Source organism: Paenibacillus harenae, assembly GCF_030812415.1.
Classification (GTDB): domain Bacteria; phylum Bacillota; class Bacilli; order Paenibacillales; family Paenibacillaceae; genus Pristimantibacillus; species Pristimantibacillus harenae_A.
Genome location: NZ_JAUSST010000002.1, coordinates 236,692 through 252,882 on the forward strand (window position 1 = coordinate 236,692; position 16,191 = coordinate 252,882).

12 protein-coding genes are annotated in these 16,191 nt (G+C 51.2%); 11 read left to right on the forward strand and 1 reads right to left on the reverse strand.

The genetic code is table 11. From position 1 onward, the window contains the following. Positions 1-73 precede the first annotated feature (73 nt). A complete protein-coding gene (locus J2T14_RS06040) occupies positions 74-1,222 on the reverse strand; it encodes a glycosyl hydrolase family 8 (RefSeq protein WP_307468926.1) in 1,149 nt (382 codons plus the stop codon). Between the two features lie 286 nt (positions 1,223-1,508). Between J2T14_RS06040 and J2T14_RS06045 the strand changes: the two genes are divergently transcribed. The 11 genes from J2T14_RS06045 to J2T14_RS06095 all read left to right on the forward strand — a co-directional run bounded on the left by J2T14_RS06045 (position 1,509) and on the right by J2T14_RS06095 (position 16,190). Beyond that, on the forward strand, positions 1,509-2,408 hold the full coding sequence (locus J2T14_RS06045) for an alpha/beta hydrolase (RefSeq protein ID WP_307468928.1): 900 nt from the start codon (positions 1,509-1,511) through the stop codon (positions 2,406-2,408). Positions 2,409-2,426: 18 nt separating this feature from the next. Continuing rightward, the gene (locus J2T14_RS06050; protein ID WP_307468930.1) at positions 2,427-2,612 is read left to right on the forward strand and encodes a hypothetical protein; all 186 of its coding nucleotides are present in this window, start codon (positions 2,427-2,429) and stop codon (positions 2,610-2,612) included. A gap of 62 nt (positions 2,613-2,674) precedes the next feature. Continuing rightward, positions 2,675-2,821, forward strand: a complete 147-nt coding sequence (locus tag J2T14_RS06055) for a hypothetical protein (protein ID WP_307468932.1) — start codon at positions 2,675-2,677, stop codon at positions 2,819-2,821. 684 nt (positions 2,822-3,505) lie between these two features. Beyond that, on the forward strand, positions 3,506-5,077 hold the full coding sequence (locus tag J2T14_RS06060; protein WP_307468934.1) for a response regulator transcription factor: 1,572 nt from the start codon (positions 3,506-3,508) through the stop codon (positions 5,075-5,077). Between the two features lie 126 nt (positions 5,078-5,203). Continuing rightward, positions 5,204-6,910: an ABC transporter substrate-binding protein gene (locus J2T14_RS06065; protein WP_307468938.1), complete on the forward strand. Its 1,707-nt coding sequence runs from the start codon at positions 5,204-5,206 to the stop codon at positions 6,908-6,910. A gap of 96 nt (positions 6,911-7,006) precedes the next feature. Then, complete coding sequence (locus J2T14_RS06070) at positions 7,007-7,981, forward strand: ABC transporter permease (RefSeq protein WP_373458112.1); 975 nt, start codon at positions 7,007-7,009, stop codon at positions 7,979-7,981. Positions 7,982-7,998: 17 nt separating this feature from the next. After that, on the forward strand, positions 7,999-8,937 hold the full coding sequence (locus J2T14_RS06075; RefSeq protein ID WP_307468940.1) for a carbohydrate ABC transporter permease: 939 nt from the start codon (positions 7,999-8,001) through the stop codon (positions 8,935-8,937). A 680-nt stretch (positions 8,938-9,617) separates the two neighbouring features. Then, positions 9,618-11,153, forward strand: coding sequence for a glycoside hydrolase family 43 protein (locus J2T14_RS06080; protein ID WP_373458125.1), 1,536 nt, complete (start codon positions 9,618-9,620; stop codon positions 11,151-11,153). A 351-nt stretch (positions 11,154-11,504) separates the two neighbouring features. Then, the gene (locus J2T14_RS06085; protein WP_307468945.1) at positions 11,505-12,230 is read left to right on the forward strand and encodes an ABC transporter ATP-binding protein; all 726 of its coding nucleotides are present in this window, start codon (positions 11,505-11,507) and stop codon (positions 12,228-12,230) included. Next, positions 12,205-13,263, forward strand: coding sequence for an efflux RND transporter periplasmic adaptor subunit (locus tag J2T14_RS06090; RefSeq protein WP_307468947.1), 1,059 nt, complete (start codon positions 12,205-12,207; stop codon positions 13,261-13,263). The genes J2T14_RS06085 and J2T14_RS06090 overlap by 26 nt, the downstream gene beginning before the upstream one ends. A gap of 56 nt (positions 13,264-13,319) precedes the next feature. Further along, complete coding sequence (locus J2T14_RS06095) at positions 13,320-16,190, forward strand: ABC transporter permease (protein ID WP_307468950.1); 2,871 nt, start codon at positions 13,320-13,322, stop codon at positions 16,188-16,190. Position 16,191: the final 1 nt, after the last annotated feature.

The following is a 16,191-nucleotide window of genomic DNA, read 5'->3' on the forward strand; positions in this document are numbered from 1 at the left end:
ATGAAGAAAGCGGCAATCGCCCCCTCGTATATGTAGGGGAGACGATTGCCGCTTTCACAATTCGCGCAATGTGCTAATAGATACGGTAGTTACCGCTTAAAGCCAATAGGGTAAAGAAGTACAGGCAATTGTCGTAATAACGCCGAACGCCGGTACGCAAGGGGGTATTCCAAAACAAATGGACAAAATGAGCGGCATCCGGACCGTCCGCGGCAAGCGACGCCATCGCATTCGTCGCCAGTAGGCCGATCGGATGCAGCGACGGTTCTTCGAAAGGCTTGCCGTCGATCGTGTAACGGCGATAGTCGGATACGTCGATATCGCGGAAGAACGCTTGAATGCGATTCGACTGCTCGACTTGCCACGGGTCCCTTCGGAACCATTCATAGTCAAGACCGATGTTCGCCGCAACTCGGTAGGCGTCGCTGAAGAAGTGACGGAAATCGCCGTGGGGCTGCGGTACGGCAGGTGTCCCGTCGTAGTTCGCGTATTCGGGCGAGAGTCCCGTTACCGGATGGCAGGCTTTCTGCAGATAAGCGCGGCTCGCCTCGGCGGCTTCTCTCCAGAAGGGCCTATCCTGCTCGTCCGCATGAAGCGCGAACAAGTCGTAGAAATGGGGCAGATGATAGGAAGGGTCGCTGAACGGCGATTCTGGTATGAACTTAATCAATTTGGTAGCCGGATCCCACATCGGATCGCCTTCGCCGTTCTCTCCTTGGTGTACGCAGGCGCGCAGAATCGTCTTCGCTTGCTCGGAATAGTCGAACGGCTCCGGCCCGTCACCCCATCGTTTCGAGGCGAAGATCAAAGCCATAGCGAAAAACTCTTCCCCGTCGGGCGCGGGCCCCTGAGAGATACGCGTACCGTCAGGCTTGCAGTGCCAGGCGAAGTAGTGCTTGTAGCGGCCTCCCTTATGCTGCATGAACGTCTTTGCGTAGTTCCATAGACGATCGAATTCATCCTTCTTATTCATTTGAACGGCCATCATCATCCCATATGACATGCCCTCGGATCGAACGTCCGAATTGCCTGTATCGAGGAAATAACCTTTATCGTCACCCAAAGGATAATAGATGCGCACGTCAGCGTCGCCATAAAACAACTCGTTCCATGCTTGCTCCAGCTTGGAGTCGATTTCGAGAGTCGAATACCCGAGCTCCTTGAACAAATTCCTGTAATCGCCTGTATGGAAAGCGCCTTGTATTGCGTTTGACACTGTCATAACCTCCATTGCTAATTTTGAACTCATCATAACATGGTCGAAGGTTAAGGAATTAAAGCGTTTTCTTTAAAAAATATAGCGTTTCCGATTATTCGAAGAGTGAGGGTTGTCTGTATGCATAGCGTAATCATTGTGAACGACGAAATATGCACACAAGGAAGGCGGCCGTTTTTCTGCTTCGACGGCGGTCGACGTCCCATTCCCATTTCTATTGTTGTATAATGGAAATCGCGTATGATCTAGCAGGAATTAATTCATGATGACCAATGTAAGAGGGGGATAGAGTGTGGATAAAAAAGCATCGGAAATTGCAGCAAATGAAATGCCGGAAGGAGCCCAGATTCTCTATGGCGAGTTTGCAGAGGGAGGAACTTATTATTCCTGTACTTACCGACCTGACGTCGTTTATGCGAACTATGGCGATGTAGTAAGAAGACTTCAGATTATTGTTCCTGGGCGGAGCGGATACAAATTTCCTTTAGTCGTTTTCGTTCAAGGCTCAGCATGGAGAAAGCAAGACCTCAACGCCGCCATTCCAAATCTCTGCCATATTGCAGCAAAGGGATATGTCGTAGCAAGCGTTGAAATTAGGGACACGGACATCGCACGATTTCCGGCGGCTATCGAGGATGTGAAATGTGCGATCCGGTTTATGCGGAAGAACGCAGAGGAATACGGAGTCGATCCGAATCGTGTTGCGGTATGGGGAGATTCTTCAGGAGGACATCTGTCCTTAATGACGGGACTTACCATAGGCGAATATGATAACGGCCTTTACAGCGAACAGTCGGATGAGGTTAGCGCGGTAATTGATTATTATGGAGTCTCAGACCTGCTTACATTAGGCAAGTATAACGATATTCTTGACCATGACGCAGCAGATTCTCCTGAAGGGTTATTTATTGGAGGAAAAGTAAAGGAGCATGTGGAGTTGGCGAAAAAGGCAAGTCCACTTTATCAAAATCTGGACAAAAGGCTTCCTCCGTTTCTCATTATCCATGGTGACAGCGATAAGATTGTTCATGTGAACCAGAGTATCGAGATGTATAAGGCGCTCAAAAATCATGGACAGCAAGTATTGTTTTATAAGGTTGTGGGCGCGGATCATGGGATAGGCATATGGAATCCTCAGGTTCTTGCTATTACAGCAAAGTTCTTATCCGCTAACTTACATCGGCCATTTTAAATATATGAGGCAAGGCACATGCTTCAAAGAAAGGAGCATACAGGAGAAGCCTGCCGAAATTACATTGAGAACAATGGCGATGTCCACAAATTGCGGAAGGATGCTTCGTTCCGCATATTGCAGCGTCATTCCAAAAGAACAGCTATTATAAGCGGCGGCCTGATCTCGGTAATATACCGGGGAGAGGCCGCCGCGTTTTTTTGAATCATAGTCCATTCGATATTAGCATACATCAACAAAGCGACTTCAAGAGGATAGCCGCATACATGTTCGGTGACGATGCCGAAACGTTTCTAGCGCTTGTTGATTTCCAGTCAGCTAATTTGGAGGAGATCGAGCCCTATTCGTCCGAAGCGCCGTATGGGATGTTGGTTCGCCGATCGGGCCGAGTATTCCAGGGAACAACCGAATGAGGTCATTAAATTTCTTGTGCAGCACTATTTCAAACACCACATAAGAATTGAGGAGACGTATATTCATGCAGAATCGAATGAAGTTCCGTTTGCCTCGCATATTCGGCGACGGAATGGTGTTGCAACGAAACACACAAGTGAAAATATGGGGGTGGACGCAAGGAGCCAGTGATAACCTACGGGTACATCAATAACAAAATTGCTTGCATGTGTAGTATTGCATTCAACATAGTAAATATGCGCCATCCGTACCGCTCCATGTAAGCATGTCTAGAATATTCATAACAAGGAAGATATGAATGATATTCGAGATCAAGAAGACGACGATTGCCGATTACGCTGATTCTGCCTCCGATAGACGTGCAAACCCGGAATTGGAGAGGTAATTATATAGAGTTTGTCGGGTTGTTAATTTGACTTAAAGTCGATAAATTGATGTAATAGTGAGGCCGAGGGATTATGCGCAATGCGATAGCAAATAAAAATGTTATTCGAAGAAGAAAGCGACGATCGTCCCTCGAGCTATATAAGGGAGTGAACGCCGCTTCTGTTTTTTCACCCAGATGGTTAAGAGATGTGGCAATTGATGTACCCATCATAACATGGTCGACGGTTAATGGAATTAAATCGATTTCTTTAAAAAATATAGCGTTTCCGATTATTCGAAGAGAGAGGGTTGCCCGCATGCATAGCGTAATCATTGTCGATGACGAGATTTATTTCCGCAAAGGTCTTATAAGGATGATTGATTGGGAAGGAAACGGCTATCAAGTGATAGGCGAGGCCGACAACGGAGAAGACGCGCTTGCGATGATCCGGGATAAAAATCCCGATCTGGTCATCACCGACATTCGGATGCCCGTTCTGGACGGTCTAGACTTAATCCAGGCGGCAGAGAAAGAGAAGCTTGATACGGAATTTGTCATTATTAGCGGACATAACGATTTCCATTACGCGCAGCAGGCCGTTCGTTTCGGCGTGCTGGATTACGTGCTTAAGCCGGTAGACGAGGACGACATCGTGGACGCGCTGGGCAAGCTGCGGGACAAGCTGACGAAGAAGCGGCAGCTTCAGGAGCGAAGACGCATGCTGTTGAGCGAGAAGCAGATCGAAGCGCTGATTCGCGGGGAATCCGAGGGAGCGGCGACAGAGGATTGGATGGAGCATGAGATGGCGTCTGGACCTCAGACGTTCACGTACGCGATGATCGAGCTGAACAATGTTCACCCGTGGAGCGACAGGAAGCAGCCATCGAAGGAAGAGCTGCGCGCAGCTATTCGGGAAGCGGTGCGGCAATTGGTTCCAAGCGCCTCCGATCCCATTCTCTATGAGCATCGCAGAACATACGGGTTGATCGTTCCGGGCCTGTATCTCACCGAAGCCGGAGGCAACGTACGTGCGTTTATGGAGCTTCTGTTATTGCGCCTTGACGAGCGGTATGAGCTCGAATTCCGTGCTTATACGGGAACAACCGTCCAACAATTGAACCATATCAAGGAATCGTATATAAGCGCCAAGGAAGCATTGAGTTACAAGTATTATAGAAGCCCCGATCGCGTCATTGCCATTTCGGATGTGAGCGGAACGGAACTTGTATACGGTCAATTGGACGATGACGTATGCCGAAGGCTGGTGGAGGCCGTTGAGGAGAACGATTCGAACGAGATGAAACAGGTAATCGACTCGTTATTTTCAGAATTTCGCGATAAACGGTTTTCACCTGAAGCAATCAAGACCGGCATTGTCCAATGCGTTCTTGTAATTTGCAAATCGATTAGGGGCATGGAAGGGGACGAAACCGAGCTTTCGTCCTTCGAACCGGTCATTAATTGGCATGACCATAACGTCACGCTGGAGGAGATCAGGCGCTTGCTTACCGCATTCGTCTTCGAGGCCGGCGATCTGGTGGGCACGCTGTATCGGACTTACGGCAAGGGCCGAATACACAAAGTCAAAACGTACGTGGATCAGAATTACAGCAAAAATATTAGCTTGAAAACCATAGCCAGCCAATTCTACATGAACCCCGCTTATTTGGGGCAGCTCTTCAAAAGAAATTACGGGTTGTACTTTAACGATTATTTGCAGAAGCTGCGCATTGCGGAAGCCAAAAAGCTGCTTCGGATAAAGGATCTGCGAATCTACGAGGTGGCTGAGCGTGTGGGCTTTAACAATCCTGATTATTTCGTTACCCAATTCGATAAGCTGGAGCGAATGACGCCATCCGAATATCGAAATAAATTAAACCTGCAATAGATTATTTGGGGAGAAATCAATAATTTTTGAGGAATTCGATGCAGTTAGGCGGGTAAACGAACGATGTAATCGCTTTTATACTTAGGTTGTACGTACATTTAGATTAAGAGAGGGGTAAGAAGAAAAGTGAAGAAAAACAAAGTTTTGCTTCTCAGCCTGGCTGCTGCCTTAATGCTGTCCGCCGTGACGGCCTGCTCCGGCAACAACAGCAACAACACGGACAAGCCAACTGCAACGAACGCCGCAACCGGTGATAACGGCGGATCGGAGCCGACAAAGGAAAAGGTAACGTACACGATCTACAACGGCGTGGCGGGATCCAAGGACGGCAACACAAACGAGACGACGATCGGCAAAATGCTCGAGGACCAAACGGGCGTCAACTTCAAGCTGGAGTTTCTCGTTGGCGACTTGAACACGAAGATCGGCACGATGATCGCGGCCAACGAATATCCGGACGTGCTTATTCCGGACGCGGCGATGGAAGAAGTTATGAATGCGGGAGCATTCATTCCGCTAGACGAGTTGATCGAGGAACATGGTCCAAACATCAAGCGGGTATACGGTAATAAGCTTGATCAAATGAGATCGGCTGACGGCAAGCTTTACATTCTTCCGATCGCCGCCCAGGTTGGCGAGTTCATTCCGGATCCGGAAGCGGGCGCAGGATTCTGGATTCAGCGCCGCGTGCTCGAGGAAGCGGGTTATCCGGTCGTTAAGACGCTTGACCAATACATCAAGCTGATCGAGGACTATGAGGCGAAGCATAAGGACGAGAAGCTGACAGGCCTCATTTCGCTTACGCATGACTGGAGATTCTTTGCAACGGCCAATCCGCCGATGCACTTGATGGGTTATCCGAATGACGGCAACGTCATGATCAATGGGGACACTCTGGAAGCGAAGACGTATGCCGGTGACGAAGCTACGAAGAAATGGCTGAAGACGCTGAACGATCTAAATGCGAAGGGCTTGTTCGACAAAGCTTCGTTCGTAGACAATTATGACCAATATATCGCGAAGTTGACGTCGCACAACGTGCTTGGCTTCTTCGATTACAAATGGCAAGTGGATAACGCGCTTAACGTGCTGAAGGATGCGGCGCGCAAGGATCCGTCCTTGGATAAGTACAGATACTTCCCGCTGCCGATTACATTCGACGAGAGCATTACTGACGCTTACATCGATGCAGAAGGAGGCGTTGTTACAAACCGCGGTATCGGCATCACGGTCAGCGCCAAAGATCCGGTCCGCATTATCGAATATTTCGACAACTTGTTGAAAGAAGAGAACCAAATCCTGACGTCGTGGGGTATTAAAGGCGAAACGTACGAGGTCAACGAAGAAGGCCGCTACTACCGTACACAAGAGCAAATCGACAAAATCAACGAAGCGTTCAACGAGGAATTCGGCTTCAAATATTATAGCTGGAACTGGCCAATGTACGGCGCCAACTCGACACTTTCCGACGGCAATGCCAAGGGCGTAGCCATTCAGCCGGAAGTGTTCCAAATGAGCCTGACGGAAGCGGATAAAGCAATTTTGGGCAAATACGGCGTTCAAACGTATTCCCAAATGTTCGCAAAGCCTGTATTCCGCCCATGGTATCCGGCATGGGGCTTCGCGAAGGAGCAAAATTCGCCGGAAATCATGTGGGAAACGAAAAAGGACGAGCTGACGAAGAAGTACTACCCGAAAATGGTTCTTGCTGATCCTGGCAAGTTCGAGTCGGTATGGGAAGATTACATGAAAGAATTCGGCAAACTGGATACAGCTGGCTATGAGAAGTGGACGACGGAAAAAGCCAAGGCGAAAGTAGAAGCTGTTAAATAATTTTTGTTAGAGATAGGCCGGGCCATGCACCTGTATTCACGTCCGGCCTATCGCTATTTCCGTACAGATGATTAGGTACCGGAAGGAGAGGAATTCATGGAGACTAACGCGATAGAGACAACGAGTATGCCGCCTTTGAAGGAGAAACCGAAAGGGATCAAGCTGTTCTTTGTGAAGCTGCTGCAGCAGCGTGCGCTTGTAATAATGTCAGTGCCATTTTTGATCTGGCTCATCCTATTTAAGTATGTTCCGATCTGGGGCTGGACGATCGCTTTCCAGGATTACAAGCCTGCACTCGGGTTTTGGGATCAGAAGTGGATCGGCTTTCACCATTTCGAATTTTTGTTCGGGGACGATCGGTTCCTGCGGGTACTTCGCAATACGCTTGCGATGAGTGCCATTAACCTTGTTTTTGGTTTTTTGACTGCGATTATTCTTGCGCTTCTGTTGAACGAGATACGGAAGGTAGCTTTCAAGCGGGTCGTACAGACGGTTAGTTATTTGCCGCATTTTATTTCTTGGGTCGTGGCGGCCAGCATCATCCAAACGACGTTGTCGCCAGACGGCATCATCAATGAACTGTTGGTTTGGTTTGGATTTGTGAACGAAGGAAATGAAATCTTATTTTTGGGCATTCCTGAATACTTCTGGACGATCTTCGGAGCAAGCTCGATATGGAAGGATATCGGATGGAACACTATCGTTTACTTGGCCGCTATGACAACCATAGACCCTGCGCAATACGAAGCGGCGGAGATCGACGGCGCGAACAGGCTTCAGAAGATGACGTTCATTACGCTGCCTGGCATCAAATCGGTCGTCATCGTGCTGTTAATCATGAATATCGGATATTTGCTGGAATCGGGGTTCGAGCCGCAATATTTATTGGGCAACGGCATGAACGTGGACTATTCCGAGAACATTGACATATTTGTTTTGAAATACGGCATCGCGCAGAGCAACTTCTCCCTTTCTATCGCGGCAGGCATGTTTAAGACGGTAGTAAGCTTCATCCTGTTGTTCGTAGCGAACAATGTTGCGAAACGCATGGGCGAATCCAGACTATTCTAGAACAGGAGGAAAATCAGATGGCTGCAAGCGATGTGAAACTGAACAAGAAATACAAAATCCAAACCTCGATCGGCGATCGTATATTCGACATCTGCAACTATACTTTTATGATTTTGTTGATGATCGTCACGCTATATCCGTTTATTAACGTATTGGCCGTGTCGCTCAACGACGCACAAGACTCGCTTAAAGGCGGCATTTACTTGCTGCCAAGGGTGTGGTCGCTGGACAACTATCAATACATTTTCAAGGAAGCGACGATCTTCCATGCCACATTGATCTCGATTTTACGTACGGTCATCGGAACGGTCTTGACGGTGCTATGTTCCGCCATGGTGGCCTTTTCGATCAGTAGGCAGGACTTTGTGCTGCGGAAGTTTGTTACGGTTGCTTTTATATTGACCATGTATTTTAACGGCGGCCTGATTCCTACTTTTTTGTTGATGAGAGATATGAATCTGGTAGGCAGCTTTTGGGTTTATATTTGGCCGGGCTTGATCGGCGTCTTCAACTTGATCATTATCCGTTCCTTTATCGAGAATTTGCCGGAGAGCATTCTTGAATCGGGCAAAATCGACGGTGCCGGCGATTTCCGGACGTTCTTCAGCATCGTGCTGCCGCTGACGACTCCCGTGCTCGCCACAGTGGCCTTGTTCTCGGGCGTCTCTCAATGGAATTCCTGGTTCGACGTGTTCCTGTACAACTCTTCGCATATCGATCTAAGCACGCTGCAGTACGAGTTGCAGAAGATCCTGCAAAACTCCAACACGACTGCCGGTACGTCGGGCATGGACGGCATGATAAGCGGCGCGAACGGAGCGCAGCAAAATACGGTCACGCCTCTATCCGTACGGGCAACTATGACGATCGTTGCTTCCGTGCCGATTATTATGGTATATCCGTTCCTGCAAAAGTACTTTGTCAAAGGCATGATGGTAGGCGGCGTAAAAGGCTAAAGGGTGTTGCCCCGGGTCTCGAAACGTTATTCCGTTTCTTAAACAGCAAAGTAAGACAGAATCAAGCACCCATGTTGGGTGCTTGATTCGTTATGATGTGTTTCGGACCTATCGTTTTTCCCGAATCCTAGAACTTGACGGGTAATGAATGAGTGTCAGGCAGGTTGTTCCTGACCCTAGTTGACCTTACTATGTTCAGTAATAGGGAAAGAGGTGACAGCTTGCTGACGGCAAAGAAGCGTCTTGGACTCGTATTCGCCCTGGTTGGGACGGCTGTGGCCATGTTCCTTCTCGTCCAGTCGAAGGCTGATCGGAACGAAGCGGAGCAAGAACCAACCCCTGCTGTATTGTCGGCTTATCTAAAGGAAGAGACGGTAGAGGTAAGCAAGGAGAAGGACAAAACCTATGACGTGAAATTACTCATCGACGACTTCCCGGATGGGGCAGAAGTTACGCAAATTCGCGTCTTGCTGCACATTCCGGCCGCGTTCGAAGCCAATGCGATCGTTCCGAACCCGAGCAACGTATCGGCGGCAACCGTCGCGTTCCAGCCTTCAGAGGAAGGCCTGGAGCTTCGGATCGGCAATGACGACGGTTCGGTTATTTCATTCGCCAACCTGGATGGCAGCAAAGAGCTAGCAACGATTACATTAAAACAAAAACGGGAGTTGATTCTGACAATGAAAGAAGAATTGAATGTAAGCAGCCTGGAGATCGTAGAATCCGATAATAAAAGCACGGCGTATGACGTGAGCGGAGCATCCGCCAAGCTGAGCTATGAGCCGCCGGCCAGCGCGATCGGCAAGCTTCCGCAGAACGGCAATCCGATCGTGTCGCATAAATTCGGCGCCGATCCTTACGCGCTCGTACATGATGGCCGCGTCTACATCTACAGTACTTACGACGTGCTGGAGTATGACGCAGCCGGTGAAGTGAAGGACAATTCATACGGTTCGATCAACCGACTGTCCGTCGTTTCTTCCTCCGATTTGATGAACTGGACGGATCACGGCTTCATCAACGTCGCTGGTCCAAAAGGCGAAGCCAAATGGGCTACGCAATCATGGGCGCCGGCAGCCGCCCATAAGGTTATCGACGGCAAGGACAAGTTCTTCCTGTACTTCGCGAACAACGCCAGCGGCATCGGCGTGCTGACGAGCGACAGTCCGACCGGTCCTTGGATCGATCCGATCGGCAAGCCGCTTATTTCGAGATCGGCGCCGGCTGCTGAGGGCGTAACTTGGCTCTTTGATCCGGCCGTGCTGGTCGACGACGACGGCAAGGGGTATATTTATTTCGGCGGAGGCGTTCCCGAGGGCAAAGACGAGAAGCCGGATACGGCGCGCGTCATGCAGCTTGGCGACGATATGATCAGCGTCGTCGGCGAAGCGGCCGTCATTCCGGCGCCGTTCATGTTCGAGGATGCCGGCATCAATAAAGTCGGAGGCACTTATTATTATACGTACTGCTCGAACTTCTACACCGGCGTTCGCCCTGAAGGAAGCCCGCCGGCAGGAGAAATCGCCTACATGACGAGCAATAATCCGATGGGACCGTGGACGTACCAAGGCACCATTCTGAAAAATCCCGGCCACTTCTTCGGCGTTGGCGGCAACAATCACCATGCCATGTTCCAGTTCGAAGACGAGTGGTACATCGCTTATCACGCCCAAACGTTGTCCAAAGCGATGGGCGTTCCGAAAGGCTATCGCTCAACGCATCTGAACAAAGTAAGCTTCGGAGCGGACGGAGCAATTCAAGCGATCGAAGCGGACTTAAAGGGTGTTCCGCAGCTTTATAAGTTTGATCCGTTCGTTCGCGTGGGAGCGGAGACGCTCGCATGGAGCGCAGGCATCGATGCGTTGCCGCAGAAGATGGATGATAGAGGGACGGCAGTCGCGGAAGTTGCGATTGGGGCCGTTCATAATGGCGATTGGGCGGCTGTGGCTGGCGTTGACTTCGGTAATGGAGCGTCCACATTCACAGCGTCCGTAGCGGGCGGAAGCGACGATGCCGTTATCGAGCTTCGTCTGGACAGTCCGGATGGTAAGCTGATCGGTTCGCTTGCCGTGCCTGAGGCGAACGGCTCTTCAAGCTGGAGCGAAGCAACGACGGCAGTGGAGGGCGCGGAAGGCGTTCACGATCTGTATTTCGTGTTCAAAGGCAAGGCAGATACAGAGCTGTTTACATTCAATGCATGGCAGTTCAGCAAATAAAGCAGCATACGTGGTTTGAGCAGCGCCAGTCGGATCATCCGGCTGGCGCTGCTCGTTTCATGTCATGAATTCCGCTTGCGTCACCGTGTAAGAGCCAATTTGATCTTACAGAGAGAGGCTGCGTTTGTGACCGCGTCTGTAAGTGCGCATAGGCACTTACAGAACGAATACGGAAGATCGAGTCCGCTTGCGCCTCTTAGCTTTGATGCAACGCTAGTGATTATCGTCCGGATGTCCTTTTTCTCCAAAACCTATCGTTTATAGGGTGAACGAACAAGAAACGAACAGGTACTTCTTCAGAAATGAAAACGTTAAAATGATAAATGACAACAATAAACGAGGAGGACAGCGATGTCGGCAAAGGTAAAGTTACCGATGGAAGTAAGCGGCGAGACGATACTGAAGGCGATCGGCCTAAAGCGTGTGTTCGGCAAAGGCAATGCCGCCGTCACCGCGTTATCGGACGTCCATTTGGAAATACCAGCCGGATCGATGGTGGCGCTCAAAGGCAGGTCCGGCTCCGGCAAGACAACCTTGCTGAATATGCTTAGCGCGCTTGACGAGCCCACGGAGGGACAGGTTTTTTTTCAAGGTAGAGAGATTACGCGTATGTCCGGCAAGGAGCGAAGCGCTCTAAGACGCAAGGAGATCGGCCTCGTATTCCAGTCCTTTGGGCTCATTCCGCTCATGAACGCATATGAGAACGTTGAATTCGGTCTGCGGGTTGCGGGCACGCCGGTTAAGGGCAATCGAGCGGCTGCGGAGCGTGCGCTGGAACAGGTCGGCATGAAGGAAAGGATGAAGCATCGTCCGGCCGAGCTATCCGGCGGAGAGCAGCAGCGCGTGGCGATAGCCAGGGCAATCGCCCATGAGCCCGTTCTGCTCATCGCGGACGAGCCAACGGCCGAGCTGGATAGCCGAATGGGCATTCAAGTTATGCGGGTATTCCGGGAGCTCGTGAATCGTTCCGGCATGACCGTCGTTCTTACGACGCATGACCCGGAGATTATGGAGCTTGTCGATCATGTCATTTCATTGGAGGATGGAACAATTGTATCGCAATCGAACTACGAATAACGGACGCGGAAGTTTGTTTCCGGGCGTGCGTCGTGCGGCAATCGCGCTTGCTGCTATGCTGGCGCTGTCCGGGTGCGGGCTGCTCCCCTCCGAACAGGAAGCGTTGCAGCCGCCGCTTGTACAGCCAGCGCAAGAGCAGCTCGATATCGTGGAGGCAAGCCTTGGATCCATTCAGACGTATTTGAAAGGAACGGCCCATTTCGTCTCCTCGAGCGCGGAGAATCTGTCGTTCAAGGATTCCGGAGGCCGTCTCAAATCGATTAAAGTGACGGTTGGCCAAGAAGTGAAGGCCGGCGATCTTCTCGTTGAGCAGGAGACGGGGGACCTCGAGCTTCAGGTTAGTCTGCAGCGTCTTAATTTGGAACGGGCGCAGCTGTTGTATAAGCAGGCTCACGACTCCGATGCATCGCCAACGGATCTCCGTTTGCGCGAGATCGACCTTGAACGCGAACGAATGTCGCTGCAGGCGATGGAGACGCGTCTTGCGAAATCGCGGCTGTATGCATCCATCTCGGGAACGGTAACCTTCGTGGAATCGCTGAATGCAGGCGATTTTGTCAACGCTTATCAAGCGATCGTATCGATCGCGGATACGTCTCGCATACAACTCACTTATGTCGCTGCGGATATGAAGGAGGTTCAGCCTGTTGAAGCGGGCATGCCCGTTAGTCTGAAGTATAAAGGCAAGGCGTATACAGGCAAAGTGCTGCAATCGCCTTCCAACGTACCGATCGGCGCGGACGGCGCCAAGGCCGAGCGCAATGCGGTAACGATCTACATGAGCATGGAAAATCCGCCGGCCGGCATCAATATCGGCGACAGCGCCGAGCTTACGATTGAGCTGCAGAAGCGCGAGAACGTCATCGTCTTGCCACGTTCGGCGATCCGCTCTTATATGGGACGCTATTACGTGCAAGTGGCAGAAGGCGAACGCCGCAAAGAGGTTGACGTCGAGGTGGGGCTGATGACGCCAACCGAAGCAGAGATCGTTAAGGGACTCGAGGAAGGACAGCAGGTCATTCTGAACAACTAACTAACAATGAAGACCGGGTACAAAGGATGTACCAGGCGCAAGGATGGGGTGTACGTATGGCCTTATGGACGATGATCATCCGCAAGATGGCAAACAACAAGTGGCTGCAGCTCAACCTATGGATCGGCCTCACCGTATGCGTGGCCTTGTTCAGCTCCATGCCGCTATATTCGGAAGCCATCCTGCAGCGGACGCTGCAAAAGGAACTTCAATCCGTACAGCTTCAAGACGGCGTGTATCCGGGATATGTCCGCATCGTCACGACCGTATCCAGGGCGGAAATGGACGAAAAGTCGATCGAGGCCATTAAGCGGGCCGATCGATTCGTGCAATCGATTCCGGATAGGGCGGGACTTGAATCTTTATCTTTTTATCAACAACGCTTCACACAGCGTATGAAGGTGTACGGAGCGGACGCTACGGATCAAGAGAAGCAATCGCAGAAGGCGGCGGGCAGCATCAAATCGCTCTCCGGCCTTGAGAAGCGCGTACGCTTGATCGACGGGGCCATGCCGGTTGTTCGCGCCGACGGCATTTACGAGGCGCTGGTTACGCAAAAATTTCTGATCGCGACGAAGCGCGACCTCGGGGAAGAACTGATCGCGGAAGCGCCGGACAAAACGAAGTTTCGCGTCATCCCGGTCGGGATTATGGAGACGAATCCTTCCGCCGATCCGTATTTGCCATTCCTCACGTCTGAGGACAGCGACGGCTTCATCATTCCTTTCGATCAATTTGAGAGCGATTTCATACTCGGAGGAAAGACGAAGCTGGCGAGCCTGGATTGGCGTTTAGCGCTGCAATACGAGCATTTGTCGATCGATACGATCGATGCGTTCGTAAAGGCCGATAAGGACATCAGACGTTACTTCCGCGGCCGCATCGGCGTCGACGAGGTGAACATCCCTGCCGCCTCGACGGTAGAGGCGTATCAGGGCAAGCAGGAGAAGCTTGACGTCATGATGCTTTCGCTCTATTCCCCTGTCATGCTGATGCTCGCCTTCTATCTCTATATGGCTGCCAATCTCATTATTGAACGCCAGAAAACGGAGATATCCGTCCTGCGCAGCCGAGGCGCCAGCCGCCTGCAGATTATGACGGCTTATACGTTCGAGAATCTGATACTTGGAGTCAGCGCACTTGCGGTAGGTCCGTTTCTCGGTATTCTGTTCACGAAAGTGCTCGGCGCATCGAACGGCTTCCTGGAATTCGTCGATCGATCGGCACTCGAGGTGAGTCTTAATAGCAGTGCTTATACGGTATCGGCGGTGGCGGTGGCGGCCGCAGTGGCACTAATCCTGATTCCGGCGTTTATGGCGACCAGAGTCAGCATCGTAAGCCATAAGCAGCAGAACGCCCGCCTTAATAAGCTATCGTTCTGGCATAAGACGGGCCTTGACTTTATCCTCGTCGGCTTAGCCGTGTATCTGCTATACAATTTCAACAAACGGCAGGAGGACTTGCAGCGGTTGGGACTTGATTCGGATGCCTTTCAGCTCGATCCGCTGCTGTTCTTGATGCCTTCGCTGTTCGCGCTCGGGGGCGGGCTGCTACTGCTGCGAGTATATCCGTGGTTTATTCGTCTCGTTTATGTGGCCGGCCGCAGATGGTGGTCGCCAGCGCTGTACAATACGCTCGTGCAGATTAGCCGCTCATCCGGACAATACCAGACGATTAAGCTATTCCTAATCATGACTGTCGCGACGGGTCTTTTCAGTGCCAACGCGGCCCGTACCATTAATGACAACATGGAGAGCAAGATTCAGTATGCCATCGGCGCCGATATGGCGATTATGACCCGTTGGGAAAGCGATGCGCGCCCATCGACCTACATGTCGACGTCCACGCCGCAAGGGCAGTCGGACACGACCAGCTCCAGCTCGAACCGGGTTCAATACATCGAGCCGCCGTTCCAGCCGTTCGAAGAGCTGGAAGGCATCGAAGCAAGCGCGAAAGTGTTCAAAAAAGAGAATGCGCGTTTCGTAACGCCTGCCAGCGGAGCGAGCGGATCAACCGCTCTCTTCGGCATCGACACGATGGATTTCGGACGGACGGCATGGATGAAGGATGGGCTGCTCGAACACCCGATCAACGGCTACTTGAATTTGCTTGCGCCTAATACGAAGGCGGTTCTTATCTCTCGCTCGATTGCGGAGAAGACGAAAGCGAGGCCAGGCGATACGATTGCCTTATCGTGGGACGGCCTCGATCAAGCGCAATTCATCGTCTACGGCATTATCGACTACTGGCCAAGCTGGAATCCGTTGCCGACCGGCGCCGGCAATAACAGTAAGGAAGTTATGCCTAACTTGATCGTTGGCCATCTTGGGACGATCCAGAACAGGCTTGCGGCAGAGCCATACGAAGTGTGGTTGAAGCTGAAGGACGGTGTCGCAAGTCAATCCGTCTATGACCAGCTTGCGGAGAAGAAGCTGAGAATCATCGGTCTACAAGACGCTACGCAACAATTGATTCAATCGAAAAACGATCCGTTCAGGCTTGCGATTAACGGGGTTATGACGCTCGGTTTCGTCATCTCGATGCTGATCAGCTTCTTCGGCTTCCTGCTGTTCTGGGTGCTCACACTCTCGGGCAGAACGCTACAATACGGCGTGCTGCGGGCAATGGGCATACCATTCGGGCAAATTATCGGCATGCTCGTCAGCGAGCAGCTGCTCACATCGGGTGCGGCGGTCATTCTTGGCGTCATTATCGGCAATACGATAAGCGAACTATTCGTACCGTTATTCGAAATATCGTTTGCGACCAAGGATCAAGTGCCGCCTTTCGAAATGATTCAACAGCTTAGCGACTATCTTCAGCTTTACAGCATCATCGGCTTAACGCTGACGCTTGGCTTGCTCATTCTCGGTTACCGCTTATCGCGAATCCGGATTGCGCAAGCACTTAAGCTGGGAGAGGAGTAAA

Coding starts and splice junctions, on each gene's coding strand:
- J2T14_RS06050 (WP_307468930.1), top strand. CDS start 2,427: ATGCTTCAAAGAAAGGAGCATACAGGAGAAGCCTGCCGAAATTACATT.
- J2T14_RS06070 (WP_373458112.1), top strand. CDS start 7,007: ATGGAGACTAACGCGATAGAGACAACGAGTATGCCGCCTTTGAAGGAG.
- J2T14_RS06055 (WP_307468932.1), top strand. CDS start 2,675: ATGTTCGGTGACGATGCCGAAACGTTTCTAGCGCTTGTTGATTTCCAG.
- J2T14_RS06075 (WP_307468940.1), top strand. CDS start 7,999: ATGGCTGCAAGCGATGTGAAACTGAACAAGAAATACAAAATCCAAACC.
- J2T14_RS06040 (WP_307468926.1), bottom strand. CDS start 1,222: ATGACAGTGTCAAACGCAATACAAGGCGCTTTCCATACAGGCGATTAC.
- J2T14_RS06085 (WP_307468945.1), top strand. CDS start 11,505: ATGTCGGCAAAGGTAAAGTTACCGATGGAAGTAAGCGGCGAGACGATA.
- J2T14_RS06080 (WP_373458125.1), top strand. CDS start 9,618: ATGAAAGAAGAATTGAATGTAAGCAGCCTGGAGATCGTAGAATCCGAT.
- J2T14_RS06060 (WP_307468934.1), top strand. CDS start 3,506: ATGCATAGCGTAATCATTGTCGATGACGAGATTTATTTCCGCAAAGGT.
- J2T14_RS06095 (WP_307468950.1), top strand. CDS start 13,320: ATGGCCTTATGGACGATGATCATCCGCAAGATGGCAAACAACAAGTGG.